Genomic DNA, 20,537 nt, shown 5'->3' with positions numbered 1-20,537 from the left:
AACGAACCGAACATGACGGCTGGGAGACCTCCCGTATTTATAAACTGACGCAGCTTGAACACCGCAAGCATGTAGCGAAGAACCGCAAAGGCGAGATGTTAGTCGATGAGGATGGTCAAGAGATAATGAGTAGCGGCGGTCGACATTTGACATGGGTCATCAGTAAAGAATCCTTTAATGAAGCCAAAGCATTGGCGAATGAATTGATTGGGCGCTTTCTGAGTAGCCACAAAAAGCTCACTCCACAGGTGGCAAATTCCATCCTCATATGGTTAGCGTACCAGCAGAAACGGCCAGGATTTTATGGGATTAACCAACAGCGATATCAACTTAAATGCATGATTTGGTCTGCATTAAAGGCTGCTGAAAACAGAAGGGATGCCGATGATGTATCGGTACAAGTACTGTTTGATAGTATTTACACGGCGCTCAAAGTGTCGCCCCCAGATAATCCTGGGCGGTCTTTGGCTTGGTCTGAAGAGACGATTGAGCAGTGGTTTCAGAACCAGCACGTCTGATTATTTCTGCAAATGAATATGAATTAGCTTCGTAAAAAATCATGGTCTCTATTAGAGCTTTTATTTAGATGGTTAATAAGTAATTAGCAAGAATAAATAAACACTTGTAAGTATTTGTAATAATTAGCTATATATAAATATTTTAATGATTAAATTAGCAATTCAAAAAGATAACTAATTACCCTAAAGATAATTATATCCATGTCGTACCAAGAACAAATATCACAGAGTCAACCCTTGTTCCGTCTGGAAGTAACAGCAAGTCACAGTCAACAATGGCTAGGCGCTATCCGTTTGGCACGACCGATTTCGGCTTGGCTGATTGCTGGTGTTGCTTTGATCGTCACGATGATTCTCATCGCCTTTATCACATTGGGTAACGTCACCAAAAAAGCCCGCGTCACAGGCATCACCCTGCCGATTGGCGGCAGTATCAGCATCAGCGCGCCCAACGCAGGTTTATTAGTCAACAGTCACGTCATAGAAGGGCAAACTGTTAGTGCAGGTCAAATACTGTTCGAGCTTTCTACTGAACGCCAGGGAGATAAAGGCGAAATCACCGCTTTGGTTGCCCAACAACTCGCCACCCGTCGGCAGACATTGGAAGCGGAACAAAGACTGCGCACAGCCCAAGCGATAGAAAAGAAACAGGCTTTAGTTCAAAGGTTGAATAACCTTACGACCGAAGCCAGTCAACTAGAACAAGAAATTGTCCTCACCCAACGTCGCCATAGCCTGGCCCAAGACAGTGTCACTAAATTCCAAACGCTGCAAAATAATGGCTATGTATCGGCGGCTCAGACCCAGCAAAAACAAGAAGACATGATTGATGTCGATACTCATTTGTCAACCCTACGTCGCAATAAGTTGCAGCTAGAGGCTAATCAACTTGCTATGCAAGCAGAGCTGAATGCTCAGGCTAATAGCTTAGCAACTGACTAGGCACAACTACAAAGAGCGGTCGCTAGCCTGCAACAAGAAATCGCAGAAAATAACAATCGTAAAACGAATCTGATCACCGCCAGCCAAGCAGGCACCATCACCACACTGACCAGTCAAATAGGCCAAACCATTAACGCAGGACAGGTATTGGCAACATTAATACCCTCATCCTCCAAGTTAGCGAAGACAACAGACACACTAGACACAACAAAGACGACTTATACAGCGCCGCTAGAAGTTCATCTCTACGCACCCAGCCGCACCGCAGGTTTCGTCGCCAAAGGACAGCAAGTCCTGATCCGCTATCAAGCCTACCCTTACCAAAAATTTGGACTGCAAAAAGGCACCGTTACCGACATTAGCGACACTCCATTCGCACCAAATGAATTACCCCCTAATTTAGCCAGTACGATTTTGAGTAACGCCCAGCAGAATATTCAAGGCTTCAACAGTAATGAAGCCTTGTACAGAATCAAAGTCAGACTAGAAAAACAAACAATAGATGCCTACGGACAAGTGCAAAATCTAAAGTCAGGTATGACCCTAGAGGCAGACATATTGCAGGACAAACGCAAGATTTGGGAATGGATTGCAGAGCCAGTGCTGGCAGTGACTAATCGAGGGAATTGACTACCAAATATTTTTTACCAGTCTCCAACAATTAAACGAACACCATATGGTTAATAACTATTTCAATATAAAAATTATGCAAAATTCCCCAATCAAATACGTTTTCTCCTACTTCTTGAAAATTGCTATCACGATAGCTTTTAGCTCTCACACGTTTGCAATTGCTGCCGAAAAACCAAAAATTGAGTCGTTTTTCACCAATGCCGCAATGCAAAAAGTAACAATCTCCCCTGACGGAAAAATCGTCGCAATGCTCATCGAATCTCAAAGTACCGGCTATTTACAGCTATTTACAATGGATTTAGATAGCATGGCTCTAAAAATTGTTGCAGGCTTTTCAAACGCCGACGTCGGTTCTTACGACTGGGTGAATAGCCAGCGGCTAGTTTACAGCGCTGCTTTCCATGATGTGGCACAGCGTGATTTGCGTTTCTTTCCTGGATTGTTTGCGGTGAATCGTGATGGCACCGACCGTATCGAGCTAGCGAGTCCCTTTCCTGGTGAACCTCGGACGACTGGATCTAATATTCAATCACAGAAATTAACAGGTTACACCTGGCTGATATCAACGGATAAAAGTCAACAAAGTGATGATGTGTTTGTTGGTCAATTCACCTTTAGCAACATTCAGGATGTGAAAGCGGTAAAACTGCTGCGATTGAATACTAAAACCGGCAAATCAAAAAATTATTCTGGTCCAGACAGCCCTACTAATTGGCTAATAGACGAGAGCGGAACCCCGCGTATTGCTGTAAAAAATAGTAGGGGCATAGACACTATTTATTACCTTGATCCTAAAGATACCGAATGGCACAAATTAACTGAATTCTCACAATTTGATCCAAAGGGTTTCACGCCGCTCAGTTTTACGCCAGACGGTAAGCTTTACGTAATCAGCAATGCTGGAAATGATACATCCTCGTTGTATCAATATGATTTAGCCAAAAATACGATGGACAAAGAACCGCTGGTGAAATTAGACGGTTACGATTTTTCAGGTTCTTTGATTATTGATGAAAAGAAAAACCGCGTTATTGGCGTCCACCACCTTACCGATGCCAGCGGTACCACCTGGCTAGATCCTGAACTGAAAGAAGTTCAAAAAAAGATTGATGATTTGTTACCCGGTACGATCAATCGCCTTTCTTTTCCACGCGGCGGTGCGTCGACCTATGTTGTCATTTCTGCGTTCTCTGATACCCAGCCAATCAGCTATTTACTCTACAAGCGAGATACCGGCAAGCTATCGGGAATAGGTAAATCCCGCCCCGACATTGATGCTAAAGAGATGTCCAAACAAATGTTTGTGCATTATTCAGCAAAAGATGGCTTGTCAATTCCTGCCTATCTAACTTTGCCAGTAGGGCATGACAAAAAAAATCTGCCACTCATTGTGCTCGTTCATGGCGGCCCCTATGTTCGCGGCAGCCAATGGGGGTGGGATCCTGAAGTGCAATTCCTCGCGTCGCGGGGTTACGCCGTACTGCAGCCTGAATTCCGTGGCAGCAAGGGGTTTGGTACTCAACATCTTGAGGCTGGTTTCAAGCAATGGGGCTTAAAGATGCAAGAAGATATCGCCGATGGCGCCCGCTGGGCAATCGCTAATGGTTATGCTGATTCCAAGCGTATTTGCATTGCCGGCGCTAGCTATGGCGGATATTCAACGCTGATGGGACTCGCCAAAAATCCTGAATTATTTCGCTGTGGTTTCGAGTGGGTCGGCGTCACAGATATCAATCTAATGTTCGAGTCAAGCTGGGAAAACGACATGTCGGAAGAATGGCAAAAATATGGCATGCCAGTAATGATCGGCGACAAAGTCAATGACGCAGCACAGTTAAGAGCGACCTCACCGGTCAATATCGCGGGTCAGATCAAACAACCCTTACTGATGGCTTATGGCGGGGCAGACCGACGAGTGCCGATTAAACACGGAAAAAATTTCCGCGATGCAATTGCCTCGACCAACACGCAAGTTGAATGGATACAGTACAGCGATGAAGGTCACGGCTGGCAGCTTGTTAAAAATCGTGTTGATTTCTGGAGTCATGTAGAAAAATTTTTAGAAAAAAATCTAGCGCCGGAATAAATGGAATGTGTTCAACAAAGAAAATGTCGTACCTCTCAAGATTATGAAAACTGAGCTCTGCAAGTAAGCCTCTTAAGTTTTGGGTTGTCTTGATCGCAATTATTGGCAATGGACAAGTCCAATAGAAATACGGTATTTGGTATAAAAATTTAGCTTAATCAGAGCGGTGCGCAACGATATGGTTTGGTGATTACGGAAGGGCTGACCGGTTCAGTTCAATTAGAAATTAAATGGAGTAATGAAAATGAGAACACTTTTTTTAAATGAAGTTTGTACAGTAAGCGGCGGAGAAACGCAGACTGTAGTAATTCAAGGACAGGGTACAGGCTTGGTTAAAGCAATTGATCCTATGATGTTCACAGGAAATGCATGCTACGCCAGCGACAGCTATGCCAGTGGGCCAAGCGCTACGGCACCTCAACGTCCGGAAGAACTACCTTTAGGGAGAGTGCCAGGCGCTGGTTTTACCGGGGTAGCAATCAGGGTAATCGTAGGATTGCTGGCTCTGTAATAGTAACGTAAGTATGTAGTAATGTATTAAATATTAGTCTGCCCATGGATACATCAAATACATGGGCGGAATATAAAATCAAAGTCAGTTTTTGCAGTAAAAGTTCACACTTATTTTCGAAGACATTTAATGAAGCACAAGCTCAGCTCAAATTTTTGTTCATCCATTATAAAAAATACATCATTCTCTCTATTTTTAGGAGCATTGAATTGGGGATTATTTTTTGGCTTGTTCCAAATTCGGAATATCTATCACTCCTCATTCGCGATATCTTATTCTCGGTGGTGGGAACAAGCTGATGTTTATGATTCTATCGCTGCAATATCACTCGCTCCCATATTTGAGGAGCTTCTTTTTAGAAAACTTCTTCTCAATGCACTTTTAAAAAAATGCTCGAGTATCCAAGCAGTGTTAATCAGTGCCTTTCTATTCGCTTTGGCACACTACACTAATTTTTATGAAGCGAATTTCAGATTTGACTGGCTAGGCGCAATAAGTCATTTTTTTATGGGAATAGTGTTGGCTATCGTGTATTTAAAAACTAAACATATTATTTATCCCATTTTTACCCATATTTTAGAAAATTTAATTGTATTAACCCCTAAAGATTTTTTATTGCCGTCAATTATAAATAACAGTTATTTTCCTTATATTACCTTGGTATGTGCTTCTGGAATTTTGTTGATAAAGTACGCTAATGTTAGCGTAATCAATAAATAATTTCTGCAAAGCTATCTAAATTATCCTACATGAAATCCCTCCTCCAAACAGAATCGAGCGAATGCGGTTTAGCTTGCTTAGCCATGGTCGCAAGCCATTACGGCTACCACACTGATCTCGCAGATTTACGTCGTCAATTCTCGATCAGTCTTAAAGGAGCGACGTTAGCTCAATTGATGCGCCATGCGTCGGCAATGCAATTGTCCACACGACCATTGCGCCTGGAGTTGGATGAATTAGATCAGTTAGCGTTGCCGTGCATTTTGCATTGGAACTTAAATCACTTCGTCGTCTTAAAAAAGATTACTAAAAATTGGCAAGGCAAAGTGACTTTGATTTTGCTTGACCCCGCAGTAGGTGAGCGTCGTGTTGCTTTGCAAGAGGCGTCGGCACACTTTACTGGTGTTGCTTGTGAATTGTCTCCAAGTGCGAGCTTTAAGCCCAAAGACGAGCGTAAAAAGATTGCTATCCGAGATTTAACCGGACACATCGTTGGCCTGCGTCGCGCCATTGTGCAAGTCATGGTACTAGCGCTGGCGTTAGAAATCTTTGCGATTACCTCCCCGCTGTTTAATCAATTTGTGGTGGATGAAGTCATTGTCAGTGGCGACCGCGAGTTACTGACGGTGCTGGTCATTGGCTTTGCTTTACTAATGGTGACTCAAACCGCGATCAGTCTGGCGCGTAGTTGGTTCTTGATGCGCTGGAGTATGGATATCAGTTTTCAATGGAGTGCTCGAGTTTTTGCGCATCTGACGCATTTACCGGTCTCTTTTTTTGAGAAGCGTCATCTGGGTGACGTGGTCTCTCGCTTTGGCAGTATTGGGGCGATCCAGAGTACGTTGACGAGTCTGTTTGTGGAGAGTGCCTTAGACGGTCTGATGGCCTTGCTGGCACTCGGCATGATGTTGTTATATAGCGTGAAGTTATCTGCCTTGGTAATTGTCACTGTCTTGGTGTATGCCGTATTACGCTGGGTGTTTTATCAACCATTTCGCGAGGCTTCGCAAGAACGTTTGGTCTTGTCCTCCAAAGAGAGTAGCCATTTTTTAGAAACTATCCGTGCGATCTCGCCGCTGAAATTATTTGGACGGGAAGAAGAGCGTCGTGCCCGCTGGCTTAATCTTAAAATGGATGTACAAAACCGCGATATCAAGACGCAGAAGATGTCGATATTGTTCAAGATTTCTAATACCACCTTATTTGGTATTCAGAGTCTGGCTTTGTTTTATATCGGCGCTGGACAAGTCATGCAGAACGTCTTGACGGTTGGGATGCTAATGGCTTTTTCTAGTTACGCCAGCACCTTCTCAGGTCGTTTCTTTAACGTCATTGACTTGGTAGTCAACCTAAAAATGCTAGGACTGCATAGCGAGCGCTTAGCCGATATCGTCTTGGAAGAAGCTGAAATCGATACCGTACAAGAAACCGATATGTCTCGCATACAGCCAACGATTACACTTAAAAACCTGAAATTTCGTTATGCCGAGGGGGAGCCTTGGGTGTTAGACGGGATTAATCTGACCATTCCTGCAGGACAAAGCATTGCTCTGGTTGGCCCTAGCGGTTGTGGCAAAACGACTTTATGCAAAATCATTCTAGGTTTGCTTAAACCCACTGAGGGTGAGGTCTTGATTGATAATATTCCGACTAAGCAATTAGGTATAAATGCCTATCGCAAGCTAATTGGTACTGTGATGCAAGATGATGTATTGATGGCCGGCTCGATTCAGGACAACATCAGTTTTTTTGATGCACATACCAAGCAAGAACAGGTCGAGCACTGTGCTAGACAGGCGGCAATTCATGAGGATATTGCGGCCATGCCGATGGGTTATCAGACCTTGGTTGGGGACATGGGTAGTAGTTTGTCAGGAGGGCAAAAGCAGCGAGTCTTGCTAGCGCGTGCCTTGTACAAACAACCCAAGATTCTGGCATTAGATGAAGCCACGAGCCATCTGGATGTACAGAATGAACAAAAGGTCAATCACGCATTGGGCATGCTGAACTTGACTCGCATTATGGTTGCACATCGACCAGAGACAATTGCCAGTGCGGAGCGCGTGGTGTCATTACAGAACGGGAAAGCGGTAGAAATACGTGCTACGTCAATCGACCGCGCTGAACTTAAGCCTGATCAATTTGAGTCGCTGGCAGAACTACAGATGTTGGTTGCCTGATTATTTCAACTAACCAAGCCAATATTCATTGGCTTGGTTTTGTTTTCTCAATGAGAAAAGTTTGAATCTCTCTTCGGCACTTATCCTAAAAAGAAGAAAGCTAATGTATTGTCTTTTGACGGATAGCTGCGACTAACTCAGCAGCAGTAGGGTTGTAATAGCGCATCGCCATTTGCAAGGTTTTCCAGCCAAAGATTTTTGCCAGCGTTGCTGCGGGTAATACTTTCGCCCATCTGGACGCCGCTTCATGGCGTAGGTCATGAAAACGTAAATTGGTTATGTCAGCATGTCGACATAGCCGACTAAATGCCGCAGTAACGCCATCCGTTGCCTGGAATCCCGTCAATCGGCCATGTAGATGTTGCTGGGCACTGCGCAGAGCAGATTCTGCAGTGACTGACAAGGGCACATCCCGAGCAGTCCCATTTTTTGTCATATCCAAATGAATAAAATGATGAGCTAGGTCGATTTGATCCCAAGTTAAGGACACCATTTCTCCGCAACGCATACCAGTTTCGATAGCAAGTACGATTAATAAACTTAGGTCAGATGATTCCCTCTTACGAGCAGTATCAAACAGGCGTATCTCTTCATCGCCAACCAGACGCCGGGAGCGGCCTCTGGGGAGTTTTGGTTTGCGAATATCGGTGATGGTATTGGCTACCGAAATTGACCAGTCACGACGGGCTGTATTGAGTACAGCAGAGAATACGGAAAGTTCTAGTTGTACTGTCTTCGGAGCGACTTCTTTTAGTCGCTGGTCACGGTAAGTGGAAAAGTCGACATTTTGTAGGCTGGCGAGTGGACGTAAAGCCAGAGGGTGTCGCATCAACTGCAACAGACGGTAATTTTCTTTGACATGACCGCGCTTAGCGGGCGTTACTTCCAAGCGATAGCGTTCTAGTGCATCGCCGAGAGTCGTACTTTCTGCGGTTGAACGGTCGCTAAACTCGCCACGTCGCATTTTTGCCTCGACGTCTCTGGCCCAGTCGTTGGCTGCTTTGATGGTTTCTAAAGTGCGTGTTTGGGTTGGATAGCCTTTGCACCGGACAATGGCTTGATATTGATACGGACCGCGTTTATTGATTGTTGCCATACTTCTGCTCCAATTGAGGTTGAGGAACAGGGTATAGACACCGGCATTTCAAACGGAAGTGCAGCAAAATTGCAGCAATAAATCGTTTTAAATGCAAAAAGGCTTACAGCAATTCTGTAAGCCTTTGATTTTATTGGTTGCGGGGGCAGGATTTGAACCTACGACCTTCGGGTTATGAGCCCGACGAGCTGCCAGACTGCTCCACCCCGCGTCTGAGAACAACACTATATCCGATTTTGCTCTTGTCCGCAATGCCTATCTTGGATTTATAAGAGCATCGTCGATGTTGCCAGCACTTTAAAACCATTTTTCACGCAATTCAGATGTAGACAAAATTTGCCACTTTCTGTTTCAATTTCATGAATGAAGAACATCGAGACTGACGGTGATACACTCCTTAAAAATTGGTTATCAACATCATCCCATCGTCTATTCTTTTATATTTCTGTGCCATGAAATTTTGCTCCGAATGCGCCACCCCTGTTGTAATCCAGATTCCTGCTGACGACACGCGTGAACGCTTTGTTTGTCCTGCCTGCGGAACAATCCATTATCAAAATCCGAAAATGGTAGTTGGCTCCATTCCAGTCTGGGAGCAAGACGGTGAAATCAAAATCCTGCTATGCAAAAGAGCCATAGAACCTCGTCGTGGCTACTGGACCTTGCCTGCAGGTTTTATGGAAAATAACGAGACCACCGCCCAGGCTGCGCAGCGGGAAACTGAAGAAGAAGCCGGTGCACATATTCAATTGCATGAATTGTTTTCAATCCTCAACGTGCCACATGTGCATCAAGTGCACTTGTTTTATCGGGCGACGCTATTAGACTTAGATTATCTGGCAGGTGTAGAAAGCTTGGAAGTCGCTCTGTTTGCAGAAAAAGATATTCCCTGGAAGGACATCGCCTTCCCCACTGTAAGCCATACGCTCAAGTTCTTCTTTGAGGATTTTGCCAAGCTCGAGTCAGGCGGCCAATATACGTTGCATGAGCATGACATTTTCAAACCTATGCGCAGTGACTGACGATGCCCAACAATTAAAAGCTAAACCCACACAAATCTGCGTTGGTGATAACCGACCCAGATCAAAACAATTCATCACTTAAACTTTCTGAGTGAATAATAATTTTACTTTTACTATCCAATACAACGCGCAATGCATCACTCGATGCATAACCCGATATATCACGCGTTCGTAGAATTACCCAACATAGGTAAACTATGCAGCAACAGGCAGAACGTCTTAAGGTACTCAGCGCTGGTATTTTCAGTTTGATCTTAGCGGTTGGCGTGGCACGCTTTGCCTACACACCTTTGCTACCCATCATGCAAAAGCAAGCCGGACTCGGGGTATCTGAAGCCGGCTGGCTGGCGGCACTCAACTACGCCGGCTACCTGAGCGGCGCTTTAATTGCCTCGCAGATCAGCGACTTGCGACTGAAAGACCGGCTGTACCGGATCGGCATGGTATTTGCCGTACTTAGTACGATCCTGATGGGGCTGAGTGATCATTTTGCCGTTTGGGCGATTTCTCGCTATGTGGCAGGTTTATGCAGCGCCGCCAGCATGTTGCTAGGGACAGGACTGATTTTAAACTGGCTGATCCGCCACAATCATCGTAGCGAACTGGGTATACATTTTTCTGGTCTTGGAATTGGTATTGCTGGCTGCGCGGCGGCAGTCGCGGTAATGAGTCACTGGCTAGACTGGCGCGAACAATGGTTTGCTTTTGCTATTATCGGCTGCCTTTTGCTAGTCCCTGCATTACGCTGGCTGCCCGCGCCGGATAGCAGCAGCTTGACCAATTCTGGCCAAAAGATGGAAGACCACCCGCCCAGCAGCTTATTTTTAAAATTATTCATGGCGGCTTATTTTTGCACTGGTGTCGGTTACGTTGTCAGTGCGACGTTTATCGTCGCCATTGTTGACCACTTGCCCGGGCTGGCCGGTAAAGGAACCATGATATTTTTGGTGATTGGTCTTGCTGCCACGCCCGCCTGCATACTGTGGGATCTGATGGCGCGCCGGACCGGTGATCTAAATGCGCTGATCCTAGCGGCCGTATTGCAAATCATCGGTATTTTGTTGCCAGTGATGGTGGGTGGGCTCGCTGCATCGGTCGTCGGCGCATTACTGTTTGGCGGTACTTTTATTGGGATGGTAAGCCTGGTATTGACGATGGCAGGACGTTACTATCCAACGCGTCCGGCAAAAATGATGGGGAAAATGACGATATCTTATGGCGTAGCACAAATCATCGCGCCTATTATTACCGCTTGGTTCGCACTACATCAAGGTAGTTACGCATCGGGTTTATATCTGGCGGCTGGCGCCTTGTCGATTGGTACCGTACTATTGATAATGTTAAAAGCCTTAGAATCGCGTGAAACTCTCCGTAAGCTACCAGCATGACTAAAGCAAATCAAAGCAAACAAGCAGCATGATCCCTTGGCTAGATACTGACACCCCTTTTCCGGAAGTAGAAACCGCACTGCTGGAGATTGATGGCGCGGCTGGCTTACTGGCGGCCGGTGCAGATTTATCGCCAGAACGTCTGCTCAATGCTTACCAGCACGGTATCTTTCCCTGGTTTTCTGAAGGTCAGCCTATTTTATGGTGGTCAACCGATCCGCGCATGGTCTTGAAAGTCAGCGATTTTAAATTGTCTGACAGCCTAAAAAAGACCCTTAAAAAAATCTCCAAAGATTCGCACTGGGAAATCCGCTTCGACAGCGCATTCGAAGAAGTTATGCGGGCATGTGCCGATCCACGCAGAGATGGCGATGGCATCTCAAGCGGTACCTGGATATCAGAAGACATCATCGCCGGTTATGTGGGATTGCATCAGCGGGGCTTTGCCCATTCGACCGAGGTCTGGCTAGACGAGCAACTGGTCGGCGGTGCGTATGGTGTGTGCATCGGTCGCATGTTCTATGGTGAGTCGATGTTTGCACGGGTCACCGATGCCTCTAAAATCGCTCTGGCGCACCTGGTATTTTTCTTACGTAAAAACGATGTGGAAATGATAGACTGCCAGCAACAGACTGCGCATTTAGCGTCTTTGGGCGCCAAACTGATCTCTCGCAGCGAATTTATTCTTCACTTGCAACAAGCGATAGCAATGCCGCCCATCCTGGATTGGACGACTGAAAAGTTATTTACCAAATAAGCTTGAAATGATCTGATCAAAAACGTAATGGTAAAAATGCCGTGACACAGCTGAACGAATTACCTTTTTCCAGCATACAGTTTTATGCGACAGCGCCCTATCCATGCAGTTATCTGGATGGCTTGCAGGCGCGCTCGCAAGTCGCTACCCCGGCACATCTCATTAATGCCGATACGTATTCAGAGCTGATCAAAAACGGTTTCCGCCGAAGTGGCATATTTATATATCGTCCGCATTGTGACAACTGCCAGGCATGTACGCCGGTACGCGTCCGCGTCAATGAATTTAGCGTCAATCGTAGTCAGCGTCGCGCTAACAGCAAGCATGGCAAACTGGTCGCCCGGGTCGCCTCATTGACCTATTCGCACGAGCATTATGAGCTCTACCATCGCTACCAAAATCAGCGGCATGCCGGCGGCGGAATGGATCAGGATAGTCGTGACCAATATGCGCAGTTTCTACTGCAAAGTCGTGTCAACACGCGGTTGGTCGAGTTTCGCGACGAGCAAGATGTGCTGCGCATGGTCAGCATCATCGATATCTTGAGTGACGGCTTGTCGTCGGTCTATACCTTTTACGATCCGGATGACAGCAATGCGTCTTACGGCACTTACAATGTGCTGTGGCAAATTCAGCAATGCATAGAATTGAACTTGCCTTATCTGTATCTGGGCTACTGGATTGCCGCCAGCCCTAAGATGGCTTACAAGACCAATTTCAAACCGCTAGACGGCTTAATACAAGGTGAGTGGAAAGCTTTATGATGGGACTTACCCAAAATCACCCCGGCTGCCTTGCGGCATCTCGCCGAGACAAATTTCTATAAGCCTTGACAGAAACATATACTCACCCGTGTATTTTTTAACGTCCAATGATTCTCTGGACAACCACACCATTTTTTGCCAATACTCCCCTAAAAAAAATAAAATTATGCCTGATAAATTACTCTACGCCTTGGCTCGCCCTGTCCTGTTTGCGATGGATGCGGAGCAAGCGCACAACCTCACCTTGTCTGCCTTACGACGCTCTGCCGCCCTAGGTCTGACCAAACTAATCGCCAAACCCGCCAATGATGCGCGCACTGTCATGGGCATCCAGTTCCCCAACCCCGTTGGACTTGCGGCAGGTCTGGACAAAGATGGCGCGTATATCGATGGGTTGGCCGGGCTAGGATTTGGTTCGATTGAAATCGGCACGGTTACGCCACGCGCCCAGGCTGGCAACCCGAAGCCACGCATGTTTCGACTGCCAAAAGCCAATGCCATCATCAACCGCATGGGTTTTAATAATGGCGGCGTGGACGCGTTTGTCAGCAATGTGCAGGCGTCGCAGTTTTATCAGGATAAGCAAGGTGTGCTCGGACTTAACATCGGTAAAAATGCCGATACGCCGATAGAACGCGCAGCAGAAGACTATCTGCTTTGTCTGGAAAAAGTCTATCCCTATGCCAGCTATGTGACGGTCAACATCTCATCGCCCAACACAAAAAATCTGCGCCAGTTGCAAGGTGCCAGCGAAGTCGACGCCTTATTGGCGCAGCTCAAAGAAGCGCAACAAAAACTTGCCGATCATTACAAGCGCTATGTGCCGCTGGCATTAAAAATCGCGCCGGATATGGACAGCGAGCAAATCAAAAATATCGCCGAAGCCCTGCTGCGCCACAAAATTGATGGCGTCATCGCCACCAACACCACCATCACCCGCGACGCGGCAAAAGGCCTGGAACATGCTGAAGAGGCAGGCGGATTATCTGGCGAACCGGTATTTGAATTATCGAATAAAGTCATTCGCGCACTCAAATCCGAATTAGGCGATGCACTACCGATTATCGGCGTCGGCGGGATTTTTTCCGGCACGGACGCCAAGGCAAAAATCGATGCGGGCGCCGCCCTGGTACAACTGTATTCCGGCCTAATTTATCGTGGCCCAGCATTAGTCAGGGAATGCGCGGCAGCACTGAAAGCAAATTCAAAATCACGCTAAAGTCATGCTTATCTCAACCTTGGCTCAACCTTGGCTCAACCCTAGCTCAGGTTGAGAAAGCACCTTAATCTCTTTTTTCATTCTGAATTTTTCGTTCTGAGGATGTCAACTTATGCAAACAACTCAACTCGGCAGCAGCGATCTGCAAGTGTCCAAAATCTGTCTTGGCACCATGACCTTTGGTGAACAAAATACCGAAGCCGAAGCACATAGCCAGCTCGATTACGCATTAGAACGCGGCATTAATTTTATTGATACCGCAGAGATGTACCCAGTCATGCCGCGTGCCGAAACTCAAGGTTCGACTGAACGTTACATCGGCACCTGGCTCAAAAAATCCGGCAAGCGCAAAGAGATTATTCTCGCCACTAAAGCAGCAGGTCCGTCGCGCGGTTTTGGCTGGATACGTAATGGCGATACCGATCTGACACCTGCCAACATCCGTGCCGCAGTCGAGACCAGCTTGCAACGCTTACAAACGGATTACATCGATCTGTATCAACTACACTGGCCTAGCCGCAACGCACCGATCTTCGGCCAAAAGTCTTTTGACCCAAAGCTAGAACGTCCTTCGGCAGCCATCGCCGACACGCTGGGCGCGCTCAATGATCTGATCAAAGACGGCAAGCTGCGCCAGATCGGCGTCTCGAACGAAACATCTTGGGGCGTCAGTGAGTTTATTAAAGAAGCCGAGAAGCAATCCGCCAACCGCATTGTCTCTATCCAAAATGCCTACAACCTAGTCAATCGCGGGTTTGAACAAGGACTGGACGAGACCTGCTTCCGCGAAAACGTCGGTCTGCTAGCCTACAGCCCGCTCGCCTTCGGTCAGCTCACCAACAAATATAACGAAGATGCCAACGCAACAGGTCGCCTAACCCGCTTCCCGGCAACCTGGAGCCCACGCTACATGCGCCCGACCGTATTCGAAGCCAGTCGCCGCTATGCAGAACTCGCCCGCGCCAACGGCATGACGCCCGCGCAACTCGCGCTGGCATGGTGCTATTCACGCTGGTTAGTCGCCAGCACGATTATCGGCGCCACGAATTTGACGCAGCTAAAAGAAAATATCGATGCGTTTGAACTCCGTTTGTCAGATGAAGTCATCGCCAAAATTAACGCGATTCATGCCGAGGTTTGCAATCCGGGGCAATAAGCTCTTATTTACCTTGTTGAGGTCCAAAAACTAATGACAAGGCAAAAAATCATTGCCCCAAATAACCAATGCCCTTCGGGGCATTTTTTTCGCCTGCGTATTTTGTATTTTGTAAATTACGTTTTTAACTTATGTGCGTATTGGAATAAATAAATTTTATGTGTTGGGTATCGTACAGAGCGAGCAATAAATGAGGTTTATAAAACAACAATCGGTAATAAAGAAGGACTTAGGCAAAATTGTCCCGCCAAGAGGTAGCGACGAATTTATTACGGGAGACGCTGCAATGCCGCCGGGGCGGTTTTGCGTAAGTCCTAAGGAATAACCAGATTTAGCTGGAAGTCACACCAAAACCAGCAGAGTAGCAAAGTAGCAACTGAACCCACTCACTTCAACAGAGGAACTATATGACCAACTTATTAAAAACAAAAGCAGCAGAATTTGCTTACGATCCAGATAATTTACTGGATACTTTAATCCGCCAATTACATTTTAAAAACGATGCCGCACTATCCAGAGCGCTGGAAGTAGCACCGCCAGTCATTAGCAAAATACGTCATCGTAGATTGCCCGTTGGCGCATCATTATTGATACGCATGCACGAAATCTCGAACGTCAGCATTAAAGATCTACGCGCATTTATGGGCGACAGACGCGCGAAATTTCGGATCAGTCCAAAGCATTTCAAACCCAGTGCAAACGATATGAGCAACGCTTGATATCAGACTCGTTGAGCAACATGCGATGACCGGTTTGAAACAAGCTCATACCGGTCGTCACAAAAAACGGTGGCGAGGGACAGCCCGTCCTCAAACCATCTTCATCCAGCAAAGGAACAAGCCATGAAACCGCAAACCAAAGCACCAAGCCAACATCAGCACAACGGCAAATCACATCCTTCCGATATGGAAGCCGCAAAAAACCAAAAGCAAAAAGCCGAGCAAACCGAAGTTGCAGGACGCCATAAAAATGACGGACAAAAAGATCACAAGGGCGCGCGTTAAATTAATAAGCGCATGCTGTACTTACTGTAGAAAACGGTTAGATGCTTGAAGAATAATTGGAGTGCGGGAAAAGGTCAGTTATTTTGGTTTGCATTTGATCGGATTGGATTCAGTGTTTTAGTAAAGATTTCTATACCTACGTCTTTTCCGCAATTTTCAGCTGATCCTCTCTCTCCATAGATGGCTGCTAATAATCGTTCGACCCAACCTCCGGAGTAGTTAATATTGACCGCTCGACTCAAAATTTCGTTGGTTGCCTTTACATATATTGTTTGTTCTGAACGATAATAAATATCGTTTATGTTTCCATGCTTAAACTCATACACGTATTTACTAATTGGCTGACCACCAATCTCCATATCAATGGCGCCGTCATCTTTGAGTATCATTCTAGCCAACTGACCTCCAGGACCTCTACCCTCAATATACTTATATCCATATTTTTTTATCCACCCTTCAGTAGGTGAATTTAGTGGATCGTAAAATCCGGGCGCATTGTCAACAACACGATAAATCTTCAATCCCGATTCGGCGTTACACATCTGATGAAGACGATATCGTCCATAAGCTGCATCTGCCGTCGGGATGGCGATAAATATTATTGCGACAAACGGTCGCAACCACCACGGTTTGATATAACTAATCAACAGACTGGCCAGTAACACATAAATAACGGCTAAAAATAGTAATATCAGTAAGCCCATTTAAGTGACCCTTTTTAGATGTGATTGAAAATAAGCGGTCATCTTTTAATATTTATTTTGTTGGTTTAATTGGTTTAAGTGTTTGAGGAACCATTTCTATTCCTACGTCTTGCCCGCAATTTTCTGCTGATCCAGTCTCACCGTAGAGCCCCGCTAACAAGCGTTCGACCCAACCCCCGGTGAAGCTAATATTGACGACCCGACTTAAAATTTCGTTTGTTGCTTTTACATATATTATTTGTTCTACTCGGTAGTAAATATCGGTTATGTTTCCATGCTTAAATCCATAGGCGTATTTACTAATTGATTCGCCACCGATTTCCTCGCTAATAGAACCATTCTCTTGGAGAGTCAGCCTAGTAAGTTGCCCCCCAGGCCCGCTACCTTCAATATACCTATATCCATAATTTTTTAACCATTCCTCGTTGGGGGAAATAAACGCACTATAAAATCCTGGCACATTGTCAACGACACGATAAATCTTCAATCCCGATTCGGCGTTACACATCTGATGAAGACGATATCGCCCATAGACTGCGTCTGCCGTCGGGATGGCGATAAATATTATTGCGACAAACGGTCTCAACCACCACGGCTTAATGTAGCTAATCAACAGACTGACCAATAACACATAAATAACAGCTAAAAATAGCAGTATCAGTAAACCCATTTAGATCACCTATTTGTTAACTGTGTCGAGTTCGCTTCGACACGACGAATTGATTGAACCCGAGGAATAAGCTGACTCCAAAGCCGCACAGTAAAAATCCATTGGAACGGGAGTTGCAGCGCAATTCTGGATTTAAACCAAATCGACTGTCGGCGTGAGGCAAAATATCTGCATCTGGCATTCAACCATTCGCTGTCAAACCCTGACCATTCTCCGGCGATAGTTATCAGGTTTGCGGAGACAGCGGGAGCAACTTCATAGTTATGAATAGCAATCACCTCTTCAATCGAATAGGGCGAAGCAGCGATGACGCGAGCAATATGGTCAAATTGAAAATCCTGGAGTTCTGTGTCAAGCCAAAAATCCGAAAGCGCCTCCCACACAGGAGCGCGCAGGAGTAGATCGTCGGCGGTGAGTGCTGCGCTCATATATTGGACGATGTATGTTTATTCATCTTCAGTATGTAATGGAAACAGGGGAAATATATCGTCGGTTTGTCGGGGCTGGAAAACAGAATAAGGTGCCGTTTTACTCTGTCAGACTCAACAACAATATACCTAGCTAGTCAGTGAAATTGATATCTGAGATGGTTTTGATTCTATCAACGAAATTTACAGTGCTGATAAAATTTTTAGAGTCTCCGAATCAGCATTTCCAGAGCTCGAAAGACGCATCACTGGATTAGATGCTCAGGCTATGCGTCATATGCATACTCCCCATATTTTTATAGAAATATGCCTTATCGTCCAATCATTATATGGACAGTCTAAATATACCCCTACCAAGTAATTCAACATTGCTACTAATTAAACTGATACCTGACGTTCGTGAATGTATCGCTGGTCAACATAGTAAGCCCAAAGATCCCCGTCGCTTGGATAAAGCCTTGAGCACTAAACATCTAGGCAAAATTAAAAAGACCAAAGATAAGCTTTGACTTGATCTGAAAATACTTCTATTATTTCTGTAACGACAGAAATTAAGGAAATGCCATGCAACTGACACCGACTATGCAAAAGTACATCCTTCATTGGGGTGAAATGGGTACACGCTGGGGTGTCAATCGTACTGTGGCACAAATCCACGCACTGCTTTTTCTGTGCAATAAGCCACTACCAGCCGAGGATATTGCCGATACGCTGAATGTCGCCCGCTCTAATGTCAGCAATAGCCTGAAAGAATTACAAAGCTGGGGGCTGGTAAAAATTACTCATGTGCTGGACGACCGCCGCGATCATTTTGTGGCCTTGCAAGACGTGTGGGAAATCTTCCGCGTCATTAGCGAGGAGCGTAAACGCCGCGAGATTGATCCTACCCTGACTGTATTGCGGGAATGCGCTTTGGAAGCGGAAAACGATCCCGGATTGGAAGCGGCGACTAAAGCGAAAATGGATCAAGTGCTGGCTTTTTTGGAAATGCTGACGGCTACCTATGAAGACTATAAACATCTGCCACCGGCAACCTTGCAGCGTTTTTTAAAAATGGGTGGCAAGGTGGCGCGCCTGATCAGCAATGATTAATTGCTCAAGCGTCATCGTGAATCAATCATGCGCAAGTAAAAACATCCGAAACAATTTTGACTCAAGGAGTTACTAAAATGAGCGCCCTAAGTACCCCAAAACTAACGCTGTATTTCGATGGTAATTGCCCTTTCTGCGCAGCAGAAATGCATAGATTAAAAACTTGGGATAGCGCTGGTAATCTGGCGTTTACCGATATCGCCGCCGGTGATTTCTCACCTGATTTTTTGGGTGTGACGATGGAAGCACTCGGTCAGGAATTGCATAGTCTGACAGATCAAGGTGAGCTGTTGGTTGGGCTAGACAGTATGCTGGTCGCTTATACCTTGGTAGGCCGTGCATGGATGGTTGCACCTTTGCGCATACGCTTGCTGCGCCCTGCACTGTCTAGCTTATATCGCAGTTTTGCCCGCAACCGTTATCGGATGTCTGCCTTATTGGGATACAAAATACCCGCCTGTAATGAGGAAGTATGTCGCAGAGAGAATCCGTTTCTGTAATCGGCGCCTTATTTCCGCTTTTTTTCGCTTTTTTTTCACCAGTTATTTCTGTCTATACAGAAATTAGAGATATAAAATGAGTTCCATACCAAAAAACACAAAAAGAATATGGCTGGTCAGGTGGATGTACGCCGCTGCCGCGATGCATTTATTGGTCGGTGCTTTGTTGCCCTGGATCGCCAATGCATCAATTTTCAATAATTACCATCACGGGATAGAACTCGCCTTCTGGGGCGATGCCTGGAATAGTTTACATACCTTAACTACATCGGGCGCAGCGACTGTACGTGCCCAGCAGGTTTGGTGGATATCGCTATTTGGGCCGACGGTGCAATCCACCGCGATCTGGATGGGCGCACTGGTCTATTTTGGCGACCAGCAACGTAGCAGCTTCGCCTGGAAAGCTCTCATTATCGGGATCGTCGTGTGGGCACCGCAAGACATGCTGATCTCATTACAAGCCGATTGCTGGAACCATGTCTGGGTTGACCTGTTCGCGGTAGTCATGATGTTGCCTCCGCTGATCTGGCTATGGCGCGAAGATCAAGCCAGATTGACAAGGGCAGCATCATGAATAGCATTCTCTGGATTTTAGTGGCGCAAGGTGTGTTAGGTGCACTGGATGTACTAATCAATCACGAGTGGCGTGAAGGCTTGCCGCAACGACCTAGCGCCATTCTGGAGCAAGCCATCCACGGCGTGCGTGAGGTGTTATATGCCGTGGTCTTTGCCGGACTTGCCTGGGTTGAATGGCACGGTAGCTGGGCCTGGCTTTTTGCAGCGGTGCTAGTGATTGAGGTCTTGCTCACCGCCTGGGATTTTGTAGAAGAAGATCGCACACGCACATTATCTGCCACCGAGCGCGTCATGCATCTGGCGCTGAGCATGGGCGGTGGCGCTTATTGCGCCTTGCTGATTCCGGTTTTATTGACTTGGGCGACATTGCCAGATCAGATGCATTACGTCCACTACGGCGTTACCTCATGGTTATTAAGTCTCATGAGCATCGGCGTATTTGGCTGGGGTGTCCGAGATATGTTGGCAGCGTGGACGATGCAAAGTACGAAGTCAGCGACGCATTTTTCAATCGCATCCAGCTAATGAGCTAATCCATTGCAATTATAAAAGTGGGGCTAAAAGAAGAAGG

The 20,537-nt window shown here is 46.2% G+C and carries 23 protein-coding genes and 1 tRNA gene; 19 read left to right on the top strand and 5 right to left on the bottom strand.

Translation table 11 applies throughout. From position 1 onward, the window contains the following. The 7 genes from AAKU64_RS07980 to AAKU64_RS07950 form a co-directional block, all read left to right on the top strand. The coding region (locus AAKU64_RS07980; RefSeq protein ID WP_354361968.1) for a hypothetical protein at window positions 1-518 on the top strand (518 nt) is incomplete at its 5' end. Between the two features lie 201 nt (window positions 519-719). Continuing rightward, window positions 720-1,460 (top strand): HlyD family secretion protein, encoded by a 741-nt coding sequence (locus tag AAKU64_RS07975; RefSeq protein ID WP_354361967.1) that lies wholly within the window; start codon window positions 720-722, stop codon window positions 1,458-1,460. 147 nt (window positions 1,461-1,607) lie between these two features. After that, window positions 1,608-2,090, top strand: coding sequence for a beta-barrel domain-containing protein (locus tag AAKU64_RS07970; RefSeq protein ID WP_503012696.1), 483 nt, complete (start codon window positions 1,608-1,610; stop codon window positions 2,088-2,090). Between the two features lie 208 nt (window positions 2,091-2,298). Beyond that, complete coding sequence (locus AAKU64_RS07965) at window positions 2,299-4,179, top strand: S9 family peptidase (protein ID WP_354361966.1); 1,881 nt, start codon at window positions 2,299-2,301, stop codon at window positions 4,177-4,179. Between the two features lie 244 nt (window positions 4,180-4,423). Continuing rightward, entirely contained in the window at window positions 4,424-4,690 is a 267-nt protein-coding gene (locus tag AAKU64_RS07960) for a hypothetical protein (protein ID WP_322119622.1), read from the top strand. Between the two features lie 129 nt (window positions 4,691-4,819). After that, on the top strand, window positions 4,820-5,410 hold the full coding sequence (locus AAKU64_RS07955) for a CPBP family intramembrane glutamic endopeptidase (protein ID WP_322119623.1): 591 nt from the start codon (window positions 4,820-4,822) through the stop codon (window positions 5,408-5,410). Between the two features lie 29 nt (window positions 5,411-5,439). Next, window positions 5,440-7,590: a peptidase domain-containing ABC transporter gene (locus AAKU64_RS07950; RefSeq protein ID WP_354361965.1), complete on the top strand. Its 2,151-nt coding sequence runs from the start codon at window positions 5,440-5,442 to the stop codon at window positions 7,588-7,590. Between the two features lie 100 nt (window positions 7,591-7,690). Here the strand turns inward: AAKU64_RS07950 and AAKU64_RS07945 are convergent, their stop codons facing one another. Together AAKU64_RS07945 and AAKU64_RS07940 are read right to left on the bottom strand one after the other, a co-directional pair. After that, on the bottom strand, window positions 7,691-8,686 hold the full coding sequence (locus AAKU64_RS07945) for a site-specific integrase (protein ID WP_354334880.1): 996 nt from the start codon (window positions 8,684-8,686) through the stop codon (window positions 7,691-7,693). Between the two features lie 134 nt (window positions 8,687-8,820). Next, a tRNA-Met gene (locus AAKU64_RS07940) sits at window positions 8,821-8,897 on the bottom strand. Between the two features lie 241 nt (window positions 8,898-9,138). Between AAKU64_RS07940 and AAKU64_RS07935 the strand changes: the two genes are divergently transcribed. The 8 genes from AAKU64_RS07935 to AAKU64_RS07900 all read left to right on the top strand — a co-directional run bounded on the left by AAKU64_RS07935 (window position 9,139) and on the right by AAKU64_RS07900 (window position 15,996). Further along, window positions 9,139-9,708 (top strand): NUDIX hydrolase, encoded by a 570-nt coding sequence (locus AAKU64_RS07935; protein ID WP_354334878.1) that lies wholly within the window; start codon window positions 9,139-9,141, stop codon window positions 9,706-9,708. 197 nt (window positions 9,709-9,905) lie between these two features. After that, window positions 9,906-11,096 carry a YbfB/YjiJ family MFS transporter gene (locus tag AAKU64_RS07930; RefSeq protein WP_354334876.1) on the top strand — a complete coding sequence of 397 codons (1,191 nt, stop codon included), beginning with the start codon at window positions 9,906-9,908 and terminating at the stop codon, window positions 11,094-11,096. A 28-nt stretch (window positions 11,097-11,124) separates the two neighbouring features. Next, window positions 11,125-11,853: a leucyl/phenylalanyl-tRNA--protein transferase gene (gene aat, locus AAKU64_RS07925; RefSeq protein ID WP_354334874.1), complete on the top strand. Its 729-nt coding sequence runs from the start codon at window positions 11,125-11,127 to the stop codon at window positions 11,851-11,853. A gap of 41 nt (window positions 11,854-11,894) precedes the next feature. Then, window positions 11,895-12,617, top strand: a complete 723-nt coding sequence (locus tag AAKU64_RS07920; protein ID WP_354334872.1) for an arginyltransferase — start codon at window positions 11,895-11,897, stop codon at window positions 12,615-12,617. A 166-nt stretch (window positions 12,618-12,783) separates the two neighbouring features. Beyond that, complete coding sequence (locus tag AAKU64_RS07915) at window positions 12,784-13,836, top strand: quinone-dependent dihydroorotate dehydrogenase (RefSeq protein WP_354361964.1); 1,053 nt, start codon at window positions 12,784-12,786, stop codon at window positions 13,834-13,836. Window positions 13,837-13,948: 112 nt separating this feature from the next. After that, entirely contained in the window at window positions 13,949-14,992 is a 1,044-nt protein-coding gene (locus AAKU64_RS07910) for an aldo/keto reductase (protein WP_354334868.1), read from the top strand. A 407-nt stretch (window positions 14,993-15,399) separates the two neighbouring features. Next, entirely contained in the window at window positions 15,400-15,711 is a 312-nt protein-coding gene (locus AAKU64_RS07905; protein ID WP_354334866.1) for a hypothetical protein, read from the top strand. Between the two features lie 123 nt (window positions 15,712-15,834). After that, on the top strand, window positions 15,835-15,996 hold the full coding sequence (locus tag AAKU64_RS07900) for a hypothetical protein (RefSeq protein ID WP_322119633.1): 162 nt from the start codon (window positions 15,835-15,837) through the stop codon (window positions 15,994-15,996). A gap of 74 nt (window positions 15,997-16,070) precedes the next feature. Here AAKU64_RS07900 and AAKU64_RS07895 read toward each other — a convergent pair whose 3' ends face one another. From AAKU64_RS07895 to AAKU64_RS07885, 3 genes are read right to left on the bottom strand one after another with little or no spacing between them, the layout of a single operon-like run. Beyond that, window positions 16,071-16,700: a hypothetical protein gene (locus AAKU64_RS07895; protein ID WP_354334864.1), complete on the bottom strand. Its 630-nt coding sequence runs from the start codon at window positions 16,698-16,700 to the stop codon at window positions 16,071-16,073. A gap of 52 nt (window positions 16,701-16,752) precedes the next feature. Further along, window positions 16,753-17,370 carry a hypothetical protein gene (locus AAKU64_RS07890; RefSeq protein WP_354334862.1) on the bottom strand — a complete coding sequence of 206 codons (618 nt, stop codon included), beginning with the start codon at window positions 17,368-17,370 and terminating at the stop codon, window positions 16,753-16,755. 5 nt (window positions 17,371-17,375) lie between these two features. Beyond that, entirely contained in the window at window positions 17,376-17,798 is a 423-nt protein-coding gene (locus AAKU64_RS07885) for a DUF7079 family protein (RefSeq protein WP_354334860.1), read from the bottom strand. A gap of 564 nt (window positions 17,799-18,362) precedes the next feature. Here AAKU64_RS07885 and AAKU64_RS07880 point away from each other — a divergent pair. From AAKU64_RS07880 to AAKU64_RS07865, 4 genes are all read left to right on the top strand, one after another. Continuing rightward, on the top strand, window positions 18,363-18,890 hold the full coding sequence (locus AAKU64_RS07880; RefSeq protein WP_354334858.1) for a GbsR/MarR family transcriptional regulator: 528 nt from the start codon (window positions 18,363-18,365) through the stop codon (window positions 18,888-18,890). A gap of 77 nt (window positions 18,891-18,967) precedes the next feature. Further along, window positions 18,968-19,390, top strand: coding sequence for a thiol-disulfide oxidoreductase DCC family protein (locus AAKU64_RS07875; protein ID WP_354334856.1), 423 nt, complete (start codon window positions 18,968-18,970; stop codon window positions 19,388-19,390). Window positions 19,391-19,466: 76 nt separating this feature from the next. Then, on the top strand, window positions 19,467-19,964 hold the full coding sequence (locus tag AAKU64_RS07870; protein ID WP_354334854.1) for a cell division protein: 498 nt from the start codon (window positions 19,467-19,469) through the stop codon (window positions 19,962-19,964). After that, window positions 19,961-20,491, top strand: coding sequence for a hypothetical protein (locus AAKU64_RS07865; protein ID WP_354334852.1), 531 nt, complete (start codon window positions 19,961-19,963; stop codon window positions 20,489-20,491). Before AAKU64_RS07870 ends, AAKU64_RS07865 begins: the two co-directional genes overlap by 4 nt. The last annotated feature ends 46 nt before the right edge of the window (window positions 20,492-20,537 follow it).

Origin of the sequence: Undibacterium sp. GrIS 1.8 (assembly GCF_040544445.1) — a bacterium.
Taxonomy (GTDB): Bacteria; Pseudomonadota; Gammaproteobacteria; order Burkholderiales; family Burkholderiaceae_D; genus Undibacterium.
This window is presented reverse-complemented; position numbering and strand designations above follow the sequence as displayed.

Coding starts and splice junctions, on each gene's coding strand:
- AAKU64_RS07975 (WP_354361967.1), top strand. CDS start 720: ATGTCGTACCAAGAACAAATATCACAGAGTCAACCCTTGTTCCGTCTG.
- AAKU64_RS07965 (WP_354361966.1), top strand. CDS start 2,299: ATGCAAAAAGTAACAATCTCCCCTGACGGAAAAATCGTCGCAATGCTC.
- AAKU64_RS07960 (WP_322119622.1), top strand. CDS start 4,424: ATGAGAACACTTTTTTTAAATGAAGTTTGTACAGTAAGCGGCGGAGAA.
- AAKU64_RS07955 (WP_322119623.1), top strand. CDS start 4,820: ATGAAGCACAAGCTCAGCTCAAATTTTTGTTCATCCATTATAAAAAAT.
- AAKU64_RS07950 (WP_354361965.1), top strand. CDS start 5,440: ATGAAATCCCTCCTCCAAACAGAATCGAGCGAATGCGGTTTAGCTTGC.
- AAKU64_RS07945 (WP_354334880.1), bottom strand. CDS start 8,686: ATGGCAACAATCAATAAACGCGGTCCGTATCAATATCAAGCCATTGTC.
- AAKU64_RS07935 (WP_354334878.1), top strand. CDS start 9,139: ATGAAATTTTGCTCCGAATGCGCCACCCCTGTTGTAATCCAGATTCCT.
- AAKU64_RS07930 (WP_354334876.1), top strand. CDS start 9,906: ATGCAGCAACAGGCAGAACGTCTTAAGGTACTCAGCGCTGGTATTTTC.
- aat (WP_354334874.1), top strand. CDS start 11,125: ATGATCCCTTGGCTAGATACTGACACCCCTTTTCCGGAAGTAGAAACC.
- AAKU64_RS07915 (WP_354361964.1), top strand. CDS start 12,784: ATGCCTGATAAATTACTCTACGCCTTGGCTCGCCCTGTCCTGTTTGCG.
- AAKU64_RS07910 (WP_354334868.1), top strand. CDS start 13,949: ATGCAAACAACTCAACTCGGCAGCAGCGATCTGCAAGTGTCCAAAATC.
- AAKU64_RS07905 (WP_354334866.1), top strand. CDS start 15,400: ATGACCAACTTATTAAAAACAAAAGCAGCAGAATTTGCTTACGATCCA.
- AAKU64_RS07900 (WP_322119633.1), top strand. CDS start 15,835: ATGAAACCGCAAACCAAAGCACCAAGCCAACATCAGCACAACGGCAAA.
- AAKU64_RS07895 (WP_354334864.1), bottom strand. CDS start 16,700: ATGGGCTTACTGATATTACTATTTTTAGCCGTTATTTATGTGTTACTG.
- AAKU64_RS07890 (WP_354334862.1), bottom strand. CDS start 17,370: ATGGGTTTACTGATACTGCTATTTTTAGCTGTTATTTATGTGTTATTG.
- AAKU64_RS07885 (WP_354334860.1), bottom strand. CDS start 17,798: ATGAGCGCAGCACTCACCGCCGACGATCTACTCCTGCGCGCTCCTGTG.
- AAKU64_RS07880 (WP_354334858.1), top strand. CDS start 18,363: ATGCAACTGACACCGACTATGCAAAAGTACATCCTTCATTGGGGTGAA.
- AAKU64_RS07875 (WP_354334856.1), top strand. CDS start 18,968: ATGAGCGCCCTAAGTACCCCAAAACTAACGCTGTATTTCGATGGTAAT.
- AAKU64_RS07870 (WP_354334854.1), top strand. CDS start 19,467: ATGAGTTCCATACCAAAAAACACAAAAAGAATATGGCTGGTCAGGTGG.
- AAKU64_RS07865 (WP_354334852.1), top strand. CDS start 19,961: ATGAATAGCATTCTCTGGATTTTAGTGGCGCAAGGTGTGTTAGGTGCA.